At 63.2% G+C, this 17,473-nt stretch carries 16 protein-coding genes and 1 pseudogene; 9 read left to right on the top strand and 8 right to left on the bottom strand.

The window, feature by feature from the left end; genetic code table 11:
• Positions 1 to 10: 10 nt before the first annotated feature.
• From NKI10_RS19020 to mdh, 6 genes are all read right to left on the bottom strand, one after another.
• On the bottom strand, positions 11 to 2,998 hold the full coding sequence (locus NKI10_RS19020) for a 2-oxoglutarate dehydrogenase E1 component (RefSeq protein ID WP_352861429.1): 2,988 nt from the start codon (positions 2,996 to 2,998) through the stop codon (positions 11 to 13).
• Between the two features lie 128 nt (positions 2,999 to 3,126).
• On the bottom strand, positions 3,127 to 4,032 hold the full coding sequence (gene sucD, locus NKI10_RS19025) for a succinate--CoA ligase subunit alpha (RefSeq protein ID WP_023724452.1): 906 nt from the start codon (positions 4,030 to 4,032) through the stop codon (positions 3,127 to 3,129).
• 12 nt (positions 4,033 to 4,044) lie between these two features.
• Positions 4,045 to 4,527, bottom strand: coding sequence for a DUF1579 family protein (locus NKI10_RS19030; RefSeq protein ID WP_352861431.1), 483 nt, complete (start codon positions 4,525 to 4,527; stop codon positions 4,045 to 4,047).
• Between the two features lie 3 nt (positions 4,528 to 4,530).
• Entirely contained in the window at positions 4,531 to 4,902 is a 372-nt protein-coding gene (locus NKI10_RS19035) for a cupin domain-containing protein (protein ID WP_023706740.1), read from the bottom strand.
• Positions 4,903 to 4,908: 6 nt separating this feature from the next.
• Entirely contained in the window at positions 4,909 to 6,102 is a 1,194-nt protein-coding gene (sucC, locus tag NKI10_RS19040; protein ID WP_023745421.1) for an ADP-forming succinate--CoA ligase subunit beta, read from the bottom strand.
• Between the two features lie 33 nt (positions 6,103 to 6,135).
• Positions 6,136 to 7,104 carry a malate dehydrogenase gene (gene mdh, locus NKI10_RS19045; protein ID WP_352852737.1) on the bottom strand — a complete coding sequence of 323 codons (969 nt, stop codon included), beginning with the start codon at positions 7,102 to 7,104 and terminating at the stop codon, positions 6,136 to 6,138.
• A 233-nt stretch (positions 7,105 to 7,337) separates the two neighbouring features.
• On the opposite strand from mdh, the gene NKI10_RS19050 reads away from it, so the two are divergent.
• Positions 7,338 to 7,706, top strand: a complete 369-nt coding sequence (locus NKI10_RS19050) for a GNAT family N-acetyltransferase (RefSeq protein WP_245264522.1) — start codon at positions 7,338 to 7,340, stop codon at positions 7,704 to 7,706.
• 269 nt (positions 7,707 to 7,975) lie between these two features.
• Here NKI10_RS19050 and zapE read toward each other — a convergent pair whose 3' ends face one another.
• Together zapE and NKI10_RS19060 are read right to left on the bottom strand one after the other, a co-directional pair.
• Positions 7,976 to 9,160, bottom strand: a complete 1,185-nt coding sequence (zapE, locus tag NKI10_RS19055; protein WP_352463606.1) for a cell division protein ZapE — start codon at positions 9,158 to 9,160, stop codon at positions 7,976 to 7,978.
• A 184-nt stretch (positions 9,161 to 9,344) separates the two neighbouring features.
• Complete coding sequence (locus NKI10_RS19060) at positions 9,345 to 9,884, bottom strand: protease inhibitor Inh/omp19 family protein (RefSeq protein ID WP_023687689.1); 540 nt, start codon at positions 9,882 to 9,884, stop codon at positions 9,345 to 9,347.
• A 433-nt stretch (positions 9,885 to 10,317) separates the two neighbouring features.
• Here NKI10_RS19060 and NKI10_RS19065 point away from each other — a divergent pair, with 433 nt between their 5' ends.
• From NKI10_RS19065 to NKI10_RS19100, 8 genes and pseudogenes are all read left to right on the top strand, one after another.
• Entirely contained in the window at positions 10,318 to 10,884 is a 567-nt protein-coding gene (locus NKI10_RS19065) for a hypothetical protein (protein WP_023732882.1), read from the top strand.
• A 98-nt stretch (positions 10,885 to 10,982) separates the two neighbouring features.
• The gene (locus NKI10_RS19070; protein ID WP_023671746.1) at positions 10,983 to 11,144 is read left to right on the top strand and encodes a DUF1328 family protein; all 162 of its coding nucleotides are present in this window, start codon (positions 10,983 to 10,985) and stop codon (positions 11,142 to 11,144) included.
• Positions 11,145 to 11,217: 73 nt separating this feature from the next.
• Entirely contained in the window at positions 11,218 to 12,102 is an 885-nt protein-coding gene (dapF, locus tag NKI10_RS19075) for a diaminopimelate epimerase (protein WP_352463604.1), read from the top strand.
• A complete protein-coding gene (gene mtaB, locus NKI10_RS19080; protein ID WP_352463603.1) occupies positions 12,102 to 13,421 on the top strand; it encodes a tRNA (N(6)-L-threonylcarbamoyladenosine(37)-C(2))-methylthiotransferase MtaB in 1,320 nt (439 codons plus the stop codon). The genes dapF and mtaB overlap by 1 nt, the downstream gene beginning before the upstream one ends.
• 12 nt (positions 13,422 to 13,433) lie before the next feature.
• On the top strand, positions 13,434 to 15,425 hold the full coding sequence (gene ftsY / locus NKI10_RS19085) for a signal recognition particle-docking protein FtsY (RefSeq protein ID WP_352861436.1): 1,992 nt from the start codon (positions 13,434 to 13,436) through the stop codon (positions 15,423 to 15,425).
• A 61-nt stretch (positions 15,426 to 15,486) separates the two neighbouring features.
• Positions 15,487 to 16,158, top strand: coding sequence for a septation protein A (locus NKI10_RS19090; protein ID WP_352861477.1), 672 nt, complete (start codon positions 15,487 to 15,489; stop codon positions 16,156 to 16,158).
• A 60-nt stretch (positions 16,159 to 16,218) separates the two neighbouring features.
• Positions 16,219 to 16,840: pseudogene (locus NKI10_RS19095) on the top strand (pyridoxamine 5'-phosphate oxidase family protein).
• 58 nt (positions 16,841 to 16,898) lie between these two features.
• Positions 16,899 to 17,447, top strand: coding sequence for an NADPH-dependent FMN reductase (locus NKI10_RS19100; protein WP_352861438.1), 549 nt, complete (start codon positions 16,899 to 16,901; stop codon positions 17,445 to 17,447).
• Positions 17,448 to 17,473 lie beyond the last annotated feature (26 nt).

Here is a 17,473-nt window from a genome sequence, read left to right on the forward strand (position 1 = left end):
CGGGTTTGTTCTATTCGCCGAGCGCGTCTTCGAGCAGGGCGGCGAGCTGTGCCAGATGCTTCGACATCAGCCCGGTCGCCGGCGACGCCGCCGCCGGCCTGCCGGTGTAGCGCACCCGCTGATGCTTGGCGTCGATATGAGCCAGCACCCATTCCAGATACGGATCGATGAACGACCAGGCGCCCATATTCTTGGGCTCTTCCTGGCACCACACCATCTCCGCATTGCGGAAACGCGACAGCTCGGTGATCAGGGCCTTGGCCGGGAAGGGATAGAGCTGTTCGACGCGCAAGAGATAGATGTCGTTGATGCCGCGCTTCTCGCGCTCCTCGTAGAGGTCGTAATAGACCTTGCCCGAGCACAGCACGACGCGGCGGATCTTGGAATCCTTGGTGAGCTTGATCACCTGGTTTTGCAGCAGCTGGGCATCGTCCCACAAAAGCCGGTGGAACGAGCTTTCGCCCGAAATCTCCGGCAGCGTCGATACCGCCCGCTTGTGGCGCAGCAGCGACTTCGGCGTCATCAGGATCAGCGGCTTGCGGAAGTCCCGCTTCAGCTGCCGGCGCAATATGTGGAAGTAGTTGGCCGGCGTGGTGCAGTTGGCGACTTGCATATTGTCTTCGGCGCAGAGCTGCAGGAAGCGCTCGAGCCGGGCCGACGAATGTTCCGGCCCCTGGCCCTCATAGCCATGCGGCAACAGGCAGACCAGGCCCGACATTCTGAGCCACTTGCGCTCGCCCGACGAGATGAACTGGTCGAACACCACCTGGGCGCCGTTGGCGAAATCGCCGAACTGCGCTTCCCAGAGCGTCAGCGCCTTAGGCTCGGCCAGGCTGTAGCCATACTCGAAGCCGAGCACCGCCTCTTCCGACAGCATCGAGTTAATGACTTCGTAGCCGGCCTGTGCGGCCGACAGATTGTTGAGCGGGATGTAGCGGGTCTCGTCGCGCTGGTCGTAGAGCACGGAATGGCGCTGCGAGAAGGTGCCGCGTTCGGAATCCTGGCCGGAGAGCCGGATCGGATTGCCGTCGAGCAGGATGGAGCCGAAGGCCAGCGCCTCGGCCGTCGACCAGTCGATGCCTTCGCCGGAGTCGATCGCCTGGCGGCGGTTTTCGAGGAAGCGGATGATGGTCTTGTGCGCCTCGAAGCCCTTCGGCACCTCGGTCAGCTTCTTGCCGATGTCCTTCAGCACCTTGACCGGCACGGCGGTCTTGCCGCGGCGCTGTTCGTCCTGGTTGTCGGCCGTGCGCAGGCCTGACCAGGCGCCGTCCAGCCAGTCGGCCTTGTTGGGCTTGTAATGCTGGCCGACTTCCCATTCGGATTCCAGATGGGCGCGCCAGTCGGCCTTCATCTTGTCGAGTTCGGCCTGGCTGATATGGCCCTCGGCGATCAGCCGCTCGCCATAGATCTGCACCGTCGTCTTGTGGTTGCGGATGTTGGCGTACATGATCGGCTGGGTGAAAGCCGGCTCGTCGCCCTCATTGTGGCCGAAGCGGCGGTAGCAGAACATGTCCACCACCACCGGCTTGTGGAACTTCATGCGGAATTCGATCGCCACCTTCGTGGCGTGCACCACCGCTTCCGGGTCGTCGCCATTGACGTGGAAGATCGGCGCCTCGATCATCTTGGCGACGTCGGACGGATAGGGCGACGAGCGCGAGAAACGCGGATTGGTGGTGAAGCCGATCTGGTTGTTGATGATGAAATGCAGCGTGCCGGCGACGCGGTGGCCGCGCAGGCCCGACAGGCCGAGAATTTCCGCGATTACGCCCTGGCCGGCAAAGGCGGCGTCGCCATGCAGAAGCAGCGGCAGCACCTTGGCGCGCTCTTCCAGCGGCACGATCTCCTCGCGGCTGCGGCCGAACAGATAGTCCTGCTTGGCGCGCGCCTTGCCCATCACAACCGGATCGACGATTTCCAGATGCGAGGGATTGGCGGTCAGCGACAGATGCACCTTGTTGCCGTCGAATTCGCGGTCCGACGAGGCGCCGAGATGGTACTTGACGTCGCCCGAGCCCTCGACCTCGTCAGGAGCGGCCGAGCCGCCCTTGAATTCGTGGAAGATGGCGCGATGCGGTTTGGCCATCACCTGGGACAGCACGTTCAGCCGGCCGCGATGCGCCATGCCGAGCACGATCTCCTTCATGCCGAGCTGGCCGCCGCGCTTGATGATCTGCTCCAGCGCCGGGATCAGCCCTTCGCTGCCATCGAGGCCGAAGCGCTTGGTGCCCTTGTACTTGACGTCGATGAACTGCTCGAAGCCTTCGGCCTCGACCAGCTTCTGCAGGATCGCCTTTTTTCCCGTAGCGGTGAAGGAAATCTCCTTGTCGGCACCCTCGATGCGCGCCTGGATCCAGGCCTTCTCCTCGGGGTCGGAAATGTGCATGAACTCGACACCGAGCGTCGAGCAATAGGTGCGGGTCAGGATCTCCAGCATCTGCCGGATGGTGCCGAATTCGAGGCCGAGCACATTGTCGAGGAAGATCGGCCGGTCGTAGTCGGCTGCGGTGAAACCGTAATTCTCCGGGGACAGCTCGTTATAGTCCTCAAGCGGCTTGGCGATGCCGAGCGGGTCGAGATTGGCATGCAGATGGCCGCGCATGCGGAAGGCGCGGATCATCATGATGGCGCGCACCGAATCGCGCGTCGCCTGATGCACGTCGGCATCCGACAGCACGACGCCATTGGTGACCGCCTTGTCCTTGACCTTCTTTTCCAGATGCTTCTCGACGATGCCCCAATTGCCGTCCAGCGCAGACACCAGTTCGCCATTGGCCTGCAGCGGCCAGGACGGCTTTGCCCAGGAAGCGCCCTTGGCGTTCTTGCGCACATCGCCGGCATCGTCCTTCAACCCGGCGAAGAAGTCCTGCCATTCGGGGTTTACCGACTCCGGATCGTCCTCATAGGACGCGTACAGCGCGTCGATATAGTCGGCATTGCCGCCATAGAGGAAAGAGGTGAGCGAAAATTGGTCGTTGGCCTGATCTTGTCTTGCCATTTTTGTCCGCGGAGCCTGGCTCCGTCTCCTTTTCAAAAGCGGATAGTGAGTAGCGAGTAGCGAGTAGCGATTTTTCCCGGGTCGCGCCGTTACTCTCTTTTCCCTATTCGCTATTCACTACTCGCTACTCACTTAGCCTTGATCGCCTCGACCAGCGTCGTGCCCAGCCGGGCCGGCGATGGCGATACCTTGACGCCGGCCGATTCCATCGCCGCGATCTTGTCTTCCGCGCCGCCCTTGCCGCCGGAGATGACCGCGCCCGCATGGCCCATGGTGCGACCGGCCGGCGCGGTGCGCCCGGCGATGAAGCCGGCCATCGGTTTCCTGCGGCCGCGCTTGGCCTCGTCCTTGAGGAACTGCGCGGCGTCTTCCTCGGCCGAACCGCCGATCTCGCCGATCATGATGATCGACTTGGTCTCGTCGTCGGCGAGGAACATTTCGAGCATGTCGATGAACTCGGTGCCTTTGACGGGGTCGCCGCCGATACCGACGGCGGTGGTCTGGCCGAGGCCGACATTGGTGGTCTGGAACACTGCCTCGTAGGTAAGCGTTCCCGAGCGCGAAACAACGCCGACCGAGCCCTTGCGGAAGATGTTGCCGGGCATGATACCGATCTTGCATTCGTCGGGGGTGAGCACGCCGGGGCAGTTCGGGCCGATCAGCCGCGAGGTCGAGCGGTCGAGCCGCGCCTTGACCCTGACCATGTCCATCACCGGAATGCCTTCGGTGATGCAGACGATCAGCGGGATCTCGGCTTCGATGGCTTCGAGGATGGCTTCGGCGGCGCCCGCCGGCGGCACATAGACCACCGAGGCATTGGCGCCGGTCTTTTCCTTGCCCTCGGCAACGGAAGCGAAGATCGGCAGGTTTTCGCCCTTGGCGCCGGTCCAGGTCTCGCCACCCTTCTTGGGATGGATGCCGCCGACCATCTTGGTGCCGTGATAGGCCAAGGCCTGCTCGGTGTGGAACGTGCCGGTCTTGCCGGTCAGGCCCTGAACCAGCACCTTGGTGTTCTTGTCGATGAGAATGGACATCGGAGCCCTTTTCTAAAAACCGTTGATCGAGGAAGGCGAAACGCGCCGGTAGACGCCGCTCACCATGTCTTGCCAGCTGTCGCTGCCGGCAGGTTTGAAATGCAGTCGCATCCGGTAGGCATCGACATTGTCGAAAATATACGTCACGCGTGCTGAGCCACGCGGCGACGACCGCTCCAGAACCAGCTCATCGCCGTTCCACGTTCCTGTGGCCGGCGAGGCCGGCACAAAACCCATGGAGTCGAACTGGTGCATGGTGAAGAGCCTGTTTGGCTGGTTGAAGCCGAACACGCTGTGCGAGCCGAACGAGACCGTGCCGTCGCGGCGCTGGCGATAGCGCTGCACCACGAACAGGCCGCCGAACTGTGGCTCTGCCAGCACTTCCGACGCCGCCGGTCCGCCATCGGCCCCCGCCACCTCTTCCTCGCCGCGCCAAGCGCCGACCAGTGCCTGCAGGCGCTGGTGATCGGCCGAGAGCGAGGAGAACGCGTTCATGGGTCAGAGCCGCTTCAAATCGGAGACGGTAAGGTCGCTCTTGGCGTTGCCGGTGTTGAGCGTCGTCGCCGGCTCGAACATCAGCACCACCGGCTCGGCGGTCAGCGACCGCGGTCGGTGCTCGACGCCCTTCGGCACGACAATGAAATCGCCCTCGCCGAGCTCGACCGGGCCGTCGCGAAAATCGATGGCGATCTTGCCCCGCAGCACGAGAAAAGCCTCGTCCTCATGCTCGTGCGCATGCCAGTCGAAGGTCTCGCCGAACTTGGCGACCTTGGCCTGGCTGTCATTGACGTCGCCGGCAATATGCGGATCGAAGACCTTGGTGATCGTTCGATCCGCCGCCTCGACGAGGTTTATCTTGCGCGGAGGCATTCGCCTTCAGCCCTTCACCGCCGCCACGATCTTCTTGGCTGCGTCGTCGAGATCGTCCGCCGACACCACGTTGAGGCCGCTGTCGTTGATGATCTTCTTGCCGAGTTCGGCGTTTGTGCCTTCGAGGCGCACCACCAGCGGCACTTCCAGGCCGACTTCCTTGACCGCGGCAATGACGCCCTCGGCAATGATGTCGCACTTCATGATGCCGCCGAAGATGTTGATCAAAATGCCTTTGACCGCCGGGTCCCTGGTGATGATCTTGAACGCTGCCGTCACTTTTTCCTTGGACGCACCGCCGCCGACATCGAGGAAGTTGGCGGGTTCCGCGCCATAGAGCTTGATGATGTCCATCGTCGCCATGGCAAGGCCGGCGCCATTGACCATGCAGCCGATATTGCCGTCGAGCGCGACATAGGCGAGGTCGTATTTCGACGCCTCGATCTCCTTCTCGTCCTCTTCGGTGGTGTCGCGCAGTTCCATCAGCTCGGGATGGCGAAACAGCGCATTGTTGTCGAACGACACCTTGGCGTCGAGCACGCGCAGCCTGCCGTTCTTCATCACGATCAGCGGGTTGACCTCGAGCAGGCTCATGTCCTTCTCGACAAAGGCCTTGTAGAGGATCGGGAACAGCGTGCCGGCATCCTTGGCGGCATCGCCGTTTAGTCCCAGCGCTTCCACCAATATGTCGACGTCGATGGTCGTCACGCCGGCCAGCGGATCGATGGCGCGGGTGATGATCTTGTCCGGTGTGTCGTGGGCGACGCCTTCAATGTCCATGCCGCCCTCGGTCGAGACGACGAAAGCGATGCGGCCGACCGAGCGGTCGACCAGGATCGACAGATAAAGCTCGCGCTCGATGTCGGCGCCGTCCTCGATATAAAGACGGTTGACCTGCTTGCCGGCGGGGCCGGTCTGCTTGGTCACCAGCGTGTGGCCGAGCATCTCATTGGCGTTGGCAACGACTTCGGCAACCGACTTAGCCAGCCGCACGCCGCCCTTTGCGTCGGGCGACAGTTCCTTGAACTTCCCCTTGCCGCGGCCACCGGCGTGGATCTGGCTCTTCACCACATAGAGCGGGCCGGGCAGCGCTTGTGCCGCGGCTTCCGCCTCGCTTGCCTTGAACACCGGCACGCCTTCGGCCACCGGCGCACCAAACGACTTCAGCAGCGCCTTGCCTTGATATTCATGGATGTTCATCTGGATGGTCTCCGGATCGGCTGCTTTGGGGGATTATTTCGAGGCGAGGTGCGGGGCGATCTGGACGCAAGCCTCGGTCAGGCCCTGCACTGTCGCCACCGAAGCGTCGAACATCTTCTGCTCGGCCTTGTTGAGGTCGATCTCGATGATGCGCTCGACGCCGCCGGCGCCGATGACAACGGGAACGCCGACATAGGTGCCCTTGACGCCATACTGGCCCGAGAGATGCGCAGCACAAGGCAGCACGCGCTTCTTGTCCTTGAGATAGGATTCGGCCATCGAAATTGCGGAAGCCGCCGGCGCGTAGAAGGCCGAGCCGGTCTTCAAGAGGCCAACGATCTCGGCGCCGCCGTCACGGGTGCGCTGGACGATCTGGTCGAGCTTTTCCTTCGAGGTCCAGCCCATCTTGATGAGGTCCGGCAGCGGAATGCCCGACACCGTGGAATAGCGGATCATCGGCACCATGGAATCGCCATGGCCACCCAGCACGAAGGCGGTGACGTCCTCGACCGAGACCTTGAACTCCTCGGCGAGGAAATAGCGGAAGCGCGCGCTATCGAGCACGCCGGCCATGCCGACGACATGGGTCTTGGGCAGGCCCGAAAACTTCTGCAGCGCCCAGACCATGGCATCGAGCGGGTTGGTGATGCAGATGACGAAAGCCTTCGGCGCATATTTCTTCAGCCCGGCGCCGACCTGTTCCATGACCTTGAGGTTGATGCCCAGCAGATCGTCGCGGCTCATACCCGGCTTGCGCGGCACGCCGGCAGTCACGATGCAGACATCGGCGCCCTCGATCCCGGCATAATCATTGACGCCGGTCAGCCGGGAGTCAAAACCGTCGACCGGCGAAGACTGCGCGATATCGAGCCCCTTGCCTTGCGGGATGCCCTCGGCAATATCGAACAGCACCACGTCGCCGAGGTCCTTGAGGCCGATCATGTGAGCGAGCGTGCCGCCGATCATGCCGGAGCCGATGAGCGCTATCTTGTTGCGTGCCATGTGAGGAAATTTTCCCTTTGTCTGTGACGACGCCCAAATCCCTGGCGATCTGTTGACGGCGTCGAGGAAGAGGCCGGAATGCTATGGTCTCAGCGAGATTTCGCCGCATCCAGTAGCCCCGGTGGAAAATATATTCAATCGATTATTTTCGAGTGAATGATTTCAATCGGTTAGAAACATTGGGATTTACGTAAACGTCAAAGTTTGTAGGCCAGCCTGGGAGATTTTACACAATGAGCGTGGAAATCAGAAGACTATATCCAGGCGATGACGCCCTTGTGAAGCGCATCGCCGAGGACGTGTTCGACGAGCCGGTCCGGGCAGACAGGCTTGCTGCCTACCTCGCCTCATCATCAGGTCATCTCATGATCGTGGCATTGGCCGACGGCGTCGTCGACCAATGCCCCACAATCATCCACCGCCATCCCGACAAGGTCAACGGACTCTACATCGACGAAGTCGGCGTCTCACCCGCCTACCAGCGCCAAGGCATCGCGCGAAAAATGCTCGACGCGATGTTCGCGCTCGGCCGCGAGCAAAGGTTGCGGCGAAGCCTGTGTTGGAACCGAGCCGGACAATGTTCCATCGCGCGGGCTTTATGAAAAACGCAGGGAGGAGCATGGGCAGGCGGAGGCGTTTGTAATGTATGCGTATGACCTTTAGGCGTCGGCGGGACAGCGCCCCCCTCTGCCTTGCCAGGCATCTCCCCCACGAGGGGGGAGATCGGACGTCACGCGACCTTTCGCCAATCTCCAATGGCCGCAGGAATGAGCGGAGCGCCGAAACCGCCAATCTCCCCCCGTGTGGGGGAGATGTCCGGCAGGACAGAGGGGGGCGCGAAGGATCACTACATAATGACCTCTTCGAACCCTCAGACCTGCACTTCCGCCTTCGCCTTTTGCCGTTCCGCCCAGTCCTCCAGCCAATCCCGGCTCTGCATTTCGATCAGCCGCGAGGCCGTGCGCTCGAATTCGAACACCTCGTTGCCGCGCCTGGCCGTATAGAGCTCAGGGGGCGAGGCATCGGCGCTTACCACCAGCCGCGTGTGATGATCGTAGAGCGTGTCTATCAGGAGGATGAAGCGCTTGGCCTCGTTGCGCTTGCCTTCGCCCAGCACCGGCACGTGATCGATGAAGACGGTCGAGAAGCGGCCGGCAATGGCCAGGAAATCGCGTGCGCCGAGCGGCTTTTCGCAGAGGTCGGCGAAGGAAAACCGCGCTGCATCCCCGGCGGCAGCCGGTATCCTCACTTGCCGCCCCTTGAGCGTCAGCGAGGTCTCGGCCGTCAGCGCTCCACGCGTCATCGCCTGCCAGGCCTCGTCGAGCACACGGTCGGCTTCGGCATCCGCCGGGGTGACATAAACCGGCGTGCGGGCGAGCTTTTCCAGCCTGTAGTCCTTGTCGGCATCAAGCGTCAGCACATGGGCGTGGCGCTCGAGAATGCTGATGAAGGGCAGGAAGAGTTGGCGGTTCAGCCCGTCGCGATAAAGGTCCTGCGGCGCGACATTCGAGGTGGCGACCAGAACCACGCCATTGGCGAACAGCGCCGAAAACAGCCGCGACAGGACCATCGCATCGGCAATGTCGGTGACCGAAAACTCATCGAAGCACAGCACCCAGGCCTGTTCGGCAAGCTGAAGCGCGACCGGCGGGATCGGGTCGTCCTCCTTGACGTCGCCGTTCTTGCGCGCCTGCCGGTGCTTCTGGATGCGGTCCTGCACATCGGCCATGAAGTCGTTGAAATGAACGCGGCGCTTGCGCCTGACCGGCAACAGCTCGAAGAACATATCCATCAGCATGGTCTTGCCGCGACCGACGCCGCCATGAATGTAGAGGCCCTTGACGACCTCGCGCGTCTCGCGCTTGCGGGCAAACAGCCAGCCGAGCGCGCTCGACTTGTGCGCCAGCCGCTTGACCGAGATCTCGTCGGTCAGCCGGTCGAGCGCGGCGGCGATGCGCTCCTGCGCAGGATCGCGCTCGATGGCGCCGGTTGCGACCAGATGGTCGTAGCGCTGCCTGACGGTCGCATGGGTCTGGAGGCCGTCACGCAGATGCATCGGTCACGTCGCTTACTTTGAGCGGATTGCTCCAGGAAAGATCAGGGTGTGTTGAGGTTCAGGTCAGGCCGAGCCGAGAATGGTGGCTCCTGAGAACCGGAGCGGAGCGTACTTAAGTACGCACCTGAAGCGCAGGAAGCCGCCGTTCGCAGGCCGGCCTCACCTGAATATCAGCATACCCTGCCTACCTTGTAAGCGATATCGGCAAGCCGTTGGTAGTCTGGCCGTCGAATTTCGAACCGCCCGAGGAATAGAGCCGCGCCAGCGTGCCGCCATTCTCGTCATAGAGCGTCAGCTGCTTGCCGGCGACGTTCCACGATTTGATGCCGTCGATGGGCGGCGGGCAATGCAGCGGCCCGGCGCGGAAGCCGGCGCCGAATTTGGTCTGCGGCGTCGCCACCTTGCAGCTCTGTCCGGACACGCTGGCGTTCCAGACGCCGGCAACGCTCGCAGCGGTAAGGTCGGAGGCTCCGGCCGGCGCCGATCCGTCCGGCGGCAGCGAGGCGACCTGCGCGCCTGCCGGCGCGGTCGGGAATTGCGATGGGTCGGTGGTGCCCGGCGCTGCCGGGGGCGGCAGTTGGCTTCCGCTCACCGTGCCGGCGGGCGCGGGCTGCAGCGGGGCGGGCTGCTGGTCATCCATCGATGAAAAACGCGAGGTCGAACAGCCGCTCGCAACGAGCGCTGCCAGCGATACGGCCATCAGCCCGCTTCTCGAAAAAATCATTCAAACCTCCGTCGGATCCGGCTGGGGGGAAGCCGTCCGCACAATCTCACCCCTCACCAAGATGGAGAAGGTGGCGAAATTTCAACCCGATATGGTTAAAATAGGGTTTGCACCACGAATTGTTGTAAATTTGTCGCAAAATGGCTGGCGGACAAAAGGCATGTCTTCGCTCTAGCGCGGTTCCAACCGGTACATTGGTTGCGAAAGCGGCACCGGAGCCCGCAGCAGGTCGGCGCATCGGCGGTCGAGCGCAACTGCCGGCGCAAAACTGATTGAAGCGCTTGAGGCGCAAGGCCTGGCGCGTGAGCGGTTTCGCGCCTTGCGTCCGGGCGAGGTTTGGGACGTTCCCGAGATCGAGCGCGGCTGGAGTCTGCATTTGGCCGTTTACGGCACTGCCATTTTAGCCGATGGTCTATCGCAATAGGGGGAACAGATGAAATCAATCTTGGCAGTTTTGATCGCGCTGGTAATTTCGACGCCGGCCGCTTTCGCGGGTGAAATCACCGATCGCGCCGCTGAAGCCGAAAAGGCACTGCAGGCGGGTGATGGCGCCGGCGCGCTGGACAAATTCCGCAGCGCCGAGGACGCTCTGTGGCAAGCGATGCCGCTTGGCGTGCAAAATGTGAAGCATATCCTGTCGGCCAGCGGGTTCGGCGCCTACGCCGAGCGCCCGAACCATGTCTACAAGCCGGGCGAAGAGATTGTGCTTTATATGGAGCCGGTCGGTTACGGCTACGGCTCGGATGGGCTCGGCAACAACCAGATCGCGCTTTACGTTGACCTTACCGTGCTTTCCCAGTCGGGCGAGAAGCTGGGAACCGTCGAAAAGCTTGGTCGGGTCCAGCTCGCCTCGCGCTCGCATAACCGAGAGATGTTCTTCAAATTAAACGTCTCCCTGGATGGCGTTCCCCCCGGCAAATACCGCGCGGATTTCCTCATGCACGACGAGAACTCGCCAAAGACGGCGCCTTTCACGACCGACTTCGAGATTGCCGAATAGCGCGCCCAGTCGGAAAGAGCCTCGCGGCAACGGAACCAGAGCGCCGCAGATGCGTTCTTAAGCCGGCTGCAGGCCAGTCAATTTGCGAGGCATTGTCCATGATCAAATGGATCATCATTCTTCTGATCGTTGCTGCCGCCGCCAGCCTGCTCGGCATGCCGGCGCTGGCCGGTGCCGCCGCCACCGGCGCGCGCCTGCTGATCGGCATCGTTCTCGTCATCTTCCTGCTGATCGTACTCGGCGTTTTCGCGGTAACCTAGACGCAGCCCACACTGGTAATTCCCGCCCGTTTCCGCCATATAGCGGCGAAACGTACAGGAATTACCTCAGATCATGGCAGGCACTGCCCCCTTCGCCAAGATGAACGGCATCGGCAACGAAATCATCGTCGCCGACATGCGTGGCCGTGCCGATAGGGTCACGGCGGCGTCGGCTGTCTCGCTGAACGCCGATGCGGCGACCAGGTTCGACCAGATCATGGCGATCCACGATTCGCGCACGCCGGGCACCGCCTTTTACATCGACATCTTGAATTCCGACGGCTCGGGCGCGCAGGCCTGCGGCAACGGCATGCGCTGTGTCGTCCAGGCGCTGGCTGCCGAAACCGGCCAGAAGACTTTCACCTTCGAGACCCGCGCCGGCATCCTCAACGCCGTCGAACATGCCGACGGCACCATCTCGGTCGACATGGGCACGCCGCGCTTTGGCTGGCAGGACATTCCGCTGGCCGAGGAATTCCGCGACACCCGCATGATCGAGTTGCAGATCGGCCCCATCGACGCGCCGGTGCTGCATTCGCCTTCGGCTCTCTCGATGGGCAACCCGCACGCCATCTTCTGGGTCGACAACGATGTCTGGTCCTACGAACTCGAGCGTTTCGGCCCGCTGCTCGAAAACCATCCGATCTTCCCCGAGCGCGCCAACATCACCATCGCCCAGGTAACGTCGCCGGAGACGATGATCATCCGCACCTGGGAGCGCGGCGCCGGCCTGACTAAGGCCTGCGGCTCGGCCGCTTGCGCTTCCGTCGTCGCCGCTGCCCGCACCCGGCGCACCGGCCGCAGCGTTACGCTGATGACGCCCGGCGGCGGCTCGCTGCATGTGGAATGGCGCGACGACGACCACGTCATCCTGACCGGCGCCGCCGAATGGGAATTTTCCGGCAGTTTCGATCCGTCGACCGGCAGCTGGGCCCGCGACACCGAAAGCGCGGCCTGATGTCTGCACTTGCCGATACCAAGGGCCTCAACTCCCAAGGCATAGACGTCGTCACCTTCGGCTGCCGTCTCAACACCTATGAATCCGAGGTGATGCGGCGCGAGGCCGAAAGTGCCGGCCTCGGCGCGCTCAAAGGCGGCGCCATCATCTTCAACACCTGCGCCGTCACCGCCGAAGCGGTGCGCCAGGCCAAGCAGTCCATCAGAAAGGCCCGCCGCGAAAATCCGGCGGCGCGCATCATCGTCACCGGCTGCGCCGCGCAAACCGAACCGCAGAATTTTGCCGCCATGGACGAGGTCGACCTCGTGCTTGGCAACGAAGAGAAGCTGAAGGCCAACTCCTACCGCGCGCTGCCGGATTTCGGCGTCAACGACACCGAGAAGGCGCGCGTCAACGACATTTTCTCGGTGCGCGAGACCGCCGGTCATATGGTGGACGCCATCGAGGGCCGGGCGCGCGCTTTCGTGCAGGTGCAGAATGGCTGCGACCACCGCTGCACCTTCTGCATCATCCCCTACGGCCGCGGCAATTCGCGCTCGGTGCCGATGGGCGCGGTTGTCGAGCAGGTCAAGCGTCTCGCCGGCAACGGCTATGCCGAGATCGTGCTGACCGGCGTCGACATGACCTCTTTCGGCGCCGACCTGCCGGGCGCGCCGAAGCTGGGAAAGCTGGTGAAGACCATCCTGAAGCAGGTGCCTGATGTGAAGCGGCTGCGGCTGTCCTCCATCGATTCGATCGAGGCGGATGATGATCTGCTCGACGCCATCGCCACCGAACCCAGGCTGATGCCGCATCTGCATCTGTCGCTGCAATCAGGTGACGACATGATCCTGAAGCGCATGAAGCGCAGGCATTTGCGCGACCAGTCGATCCGCTTCTGCGAAGATGTGCGCAAATTGCGCCCGGCAATCGTCTTCGGCGCCGACATCATCGCCGGCTTCCCGACCGAGACCGAGGAAATGTTTCAGAATTCGATAAAGATCGTCGAGGAATGTGGGCTGACGCACCTGCATGTCTTCCCGTTTTCGCCGCGCGAAGGCACGCCCGCCGCGCGCATGCCGCAGGTCCGCCGCGAACTGGCCAAGCAGCGCGCGGCCCAGCTGCGCGCCGCTGGTGAGACTGCGTATCGCCGCCATCTGTCGTCGCTTCCCGGAACGCGCCAAACGATCCTTATCGAGCGCGACGGCCTCGGCCGCACCGAAGGGTTCACGCTTGCCGCGCTCGGCACAGGCGCGCCGGGCGAGATCGTCGAGGCAGACATCACCGGCCATGATGGGGCGCACCTGATAGCCTCGCCCCTCACTGCCCGCGCCGCCTGAGACGATTGAAGCATGGCCGGTTTTTTCAAGAACATATTTTCGTTCGGCAAGAAGGAAGTCGTCGAGGAGCGCATCGACGAAACCGCTCCCCTGCCGCCGATCAAATGGGATGCGCTTGAGGCGCTGAAGCCGGCGGCCGAGCAGGTCGGTCCGGCGTTCTTGAAGCGCGAGAAGCCCGAGCCGCCGACGCCCCACCCTCCCCTCGATGGGGAGGGTCGCCACGAAGTGGCGGGGAGGGGTGAGAGCGCCGACGCCGGCGCCACTCACCCCCACCCCCAAGCTTCGCTTGGGACCTCCCCCATCGAGGGGGAGGTAAAGCCTGCGCCGCAGTCGGCGCCAGAAGAACCGAAGCCCGAACCCGCGCCGACCATCCCGCCCGCGCCGGAACCGGTCGTCCCATCCGAGCCGGAACCGTTGCCGGAGCCCGCGCCGGTAGAAGAACCGCAGCCTGAGCCGGAGACACCCGAGCCGCCTGCACCGGAAGAAGTTCCTGCGCCGCCAGCCGTTCCGGAGCCGGCTCCCGAGCCGCAGCCCCAAGAAGTGCCGCCGGTGCCGGCCGAGCCGGAGATCGAACCATCGCGTCCGGAACCGCAGCTGGAGCCCGCTCCCGTCGAAGTGCCGACGCCTGCCGAGACTCCAGCAGAACCGGCCGCCCCGATCGAAGTGCCGCAACCGTCCGCGCCTCCCGCACAGCCTACCTCAGAGGTCAGCGCCGCCCCTCATCCGCCTGCCGGCACCTTCTCCCCGTATAGCCACGGGGAGAAGGACGAGGCGCCCCACCCTCCCCTCGATGGGGAGGGTCGACGCGAAGCGGCGGGGTGGGGTGATGGCGCCGACGCCAGCGCAAATCACCCCCACCCCCAAGCTTCGCTTGGGACCTCCCCCATCGAGGGGGAGGTAAAGCGCACTCCGGTCGAAGCCACACCCGCGCCGGTCGAAGTCCGGGCTGTCACGGCGGGGGTTGCGCCCATGCCTGAACCGGGTTTTCCGCCGACACCACAGCCCACACCGTCAGTCGGCAAAGTCACCGTAACCAAAAAGGTCGAGCAGAAAGCCGAGCCGCAAAAGGCGCCCGAACCGGCGCCGCGACGCTCCTGGTTCCAGCGCATGCGCGACGGGCTTGCCCGCTCCTCGAAAGAACTCACCGGCAACATTGCCGGCGTCTTCACAAAGCGAAAGCTCGACGAAGAGACGCTACAGGACCTCGAAGACGTGCTGATCCGCGCCGATCTCGGCATGGAAACAGCCTTGCGCGTCACCGATGCGCTCGCCGCCAGCCGCTATGGCAAGGATGTCTCCGACGGGGATGTCCGCACCATCATGGCGGCCGAGGTGGAGAAGGTGCTAGCCCATGTCGCCATGCCGCTGGAGCTCGACCTCTCGCACAAGCCGCATGTCATTCTGGTGGTCGGCGTCAACGGCACCGGCAAGACCACGACCATCGGCAAGCTCGCCGCCAAACTGACCGATGGTGGCCTGTCGGTGATGCTGGCCGCCGGCGATACCTTTCGCGCTGCAGCCATCGAGCAGCTGAAGATCTGGGGCGAGAGGACGAAGTCTCCGGTCATCGCCTCGAAGATCGGCGCGGATGCCGCCGGCCTCGCCTACGACGCTTTCGAACGCGCCAAGGAGGCCGGCTCCGACGTACTGATCATCGACACCGCCGGCCGGCTGCAAAACAAGACCGAACTGATGGCGGAGCTGGAAAAGATCGTGCGCGTGCTGGGCAAGCTCGATCCGGAAGCGCCGCATACCGTGCTGCAGACGGTCGACGCCACCACCGGCCAGAATGCGCTCAATCAGGTCGAGATCTTCCGCAATGTCGCCGGCGTCAACGGCCTGGTGATGACCAAGCTGGACGGCACGGCGCGCGGCGGTATTCTGGTCGCGATCGCGGCAAAGCACAAACTGCCGGTCTACTTCATCGGCGTCGGCGAACAGGTCGACGACCTCGAACCATTCTCGGCCGGCGAATTCGCCAGGGCGATCGCCGGCGTAGCGTAACAGGCAATGATCCCGAAGAGCTGACGGCTTTTTGGACAAGATCATGCGTCAGAAGGAAGTCATGAACCCACCCATCCTCGAACGCGACCCGTCCGACCCGCGAAAGAAGAAAGAAAGCGTCAATCCGCTGCTCAAGCTGGTGCTGGAACTCGGGCCGCTGATGGTGTTCTTCTTCGCCAATGCACGCGGCGCCTGGCTGGTGCAGAAATTTCCTGTCCTGGCCGAATTCGGCGGGCCGATCTTCGTCGCCACCGGCCTTTTCATGGCGGCGACGGCGATCGCGCTGATCGCCTCCTGGCTGCTGCTGCGCACCTTGCCGATCATGCCGATGGTCTCGGGCGTCGTCGTCTTCATCTTCGGCGCGCTGACGCTCTATCTGCAGGACGACGTGTTCATCAAGATGAAGCCGACCATCGTCAACACCCTGTTCGGCGGCGTGCTGCTCGGCGGTCTGTATTTCGGCCGATCGCTGCTCGGCTATGTCTTCGATTCGGCCTTTCGCCTCGATGCCGAAGGCTGGCGCAAGCTGACTTTCCGCTGGGGCCTGTTCTTCCTGTTCCTGGCTCTTGCCAATGAAGTGGTGTGGCGGAATTTTTCCACCAACTTCTGGGTTACCTTCAAGGTCTGGGGCATCATGCCGATCACCCTGTTGTTCACCTTCAGCCAGATGCCGCTGATCCTGCACCATTCGATCGAGGATAAGGCCGAGAAGGTGGAAGAAGCCGGCAAGTAGAGCAATTCCAGGAAAAGTGTGAAGCCGTCCGGAATTGCGTCAGAATAAACGGAGACGGCCATGGAATTCGTCACCACGCGCGATGAACTGAGGACGATCTACAAGACGCCGCGGCCGACCGACACCTCGATGCGCAAGTAGTTCAAGGCGCTTGACGGCCACTGCCGCTCCTTCATCGGCAAGAGCCCTTTCGTGCTGATCGGTTCTTCCGACGGCGCCGGCAATGCCGACGTGACGCCTAAAGGCGACAGGCCCGGCTTCGCCCTTGTCCTTGACGACAAGGCCATCGCCATTCCCGACCGGCCCGGCAACAACCGGCTGGACACGCTGGAAAACATCCTGCTCAACCCTTCGGTCGGGCTGCTTTTTCTCATCCCCGGCATGAACGAGACGCTGCGCATCAATGGCGACGCCCGCATAACCGTCGATGCCGGTTTGCGCGAGCGCCTCACCGTCGACGGCAAGCAACCGCAAAGCGTCGTCGTGGTGAGCGTCAAGGCCGCTTACATGCACTGCGCCAAGGCCCTTCATGCGCTCCGAATTGTGGAAGCCGGACAGCTGGCACGACCGCGCGACGTTGCCGACGCTCGGTCAGATCCTGTCCGATCAGATGGCGCATGCCGAAACTGCCGACGATTTCGACCGCTCGCTGGACGAAGCCTACAGCAAGACCCTGTGGTAGATTTCGGGTACGATTCGCCATTACAGTCCTTTGCCGGTTTCCCTAGCCCTGTTTCCCCGTGATCGAACTCCTCGCCATCTCCGGCAGCCTGCGCGCCGCCTCGACCAATTCGGCGCTGCTGGCGGCGCTGTCCGCGAACGCGCCTTCGGATTGCCGCGTAACTGTCTATGACGGGCTCGGCCTGCTGCCGATCTTCAACCCGGATGACGAAGGCGAGCGCACACCGGCCGAGGCCATGCGGCTGATCGAGGCCGTCACCAGCGCCGACGGCATCATCGTCTCCTGCCCCGAATATGCCCATGGCGTGCCCGGCGGCATGAAAAACGCGCTCGACTGGCTGGTCTCGCGCGACGCCGCCGTCGGCAAGCCCGCCATGCTGGCCCACGCCTCCGCGCGCTCGCTCTATGCCCGCGCCGCGCTGGCCGAGATCATGCGCACCATGTCGTTCGCGCTTTGTGAGAATGCGGTTCTGGAGATTGCCTTGCTCGGCAAGAAACCGCCGGAGATAGAAGCGATCCTGGGAGAGGACGAGAACCTGCGGGCCGTGCGCGAAGCGGTGCAGGTTTTCGCGAGTTTTATACGCGCAAACGTTGCCTCGTCATCCTAGGGCGGAGCAAGGAGCGAAGCGACGCG

The sequence above is a fragment of the Mesorhizobium sp. M0802 genome (assembly GCF_040320115.1).
GTDB lineage: Bacteria > Pseudomonadota > Alphaproteobacteria > Rhizobiales > Rhizobiaceae > Mesorhizobium.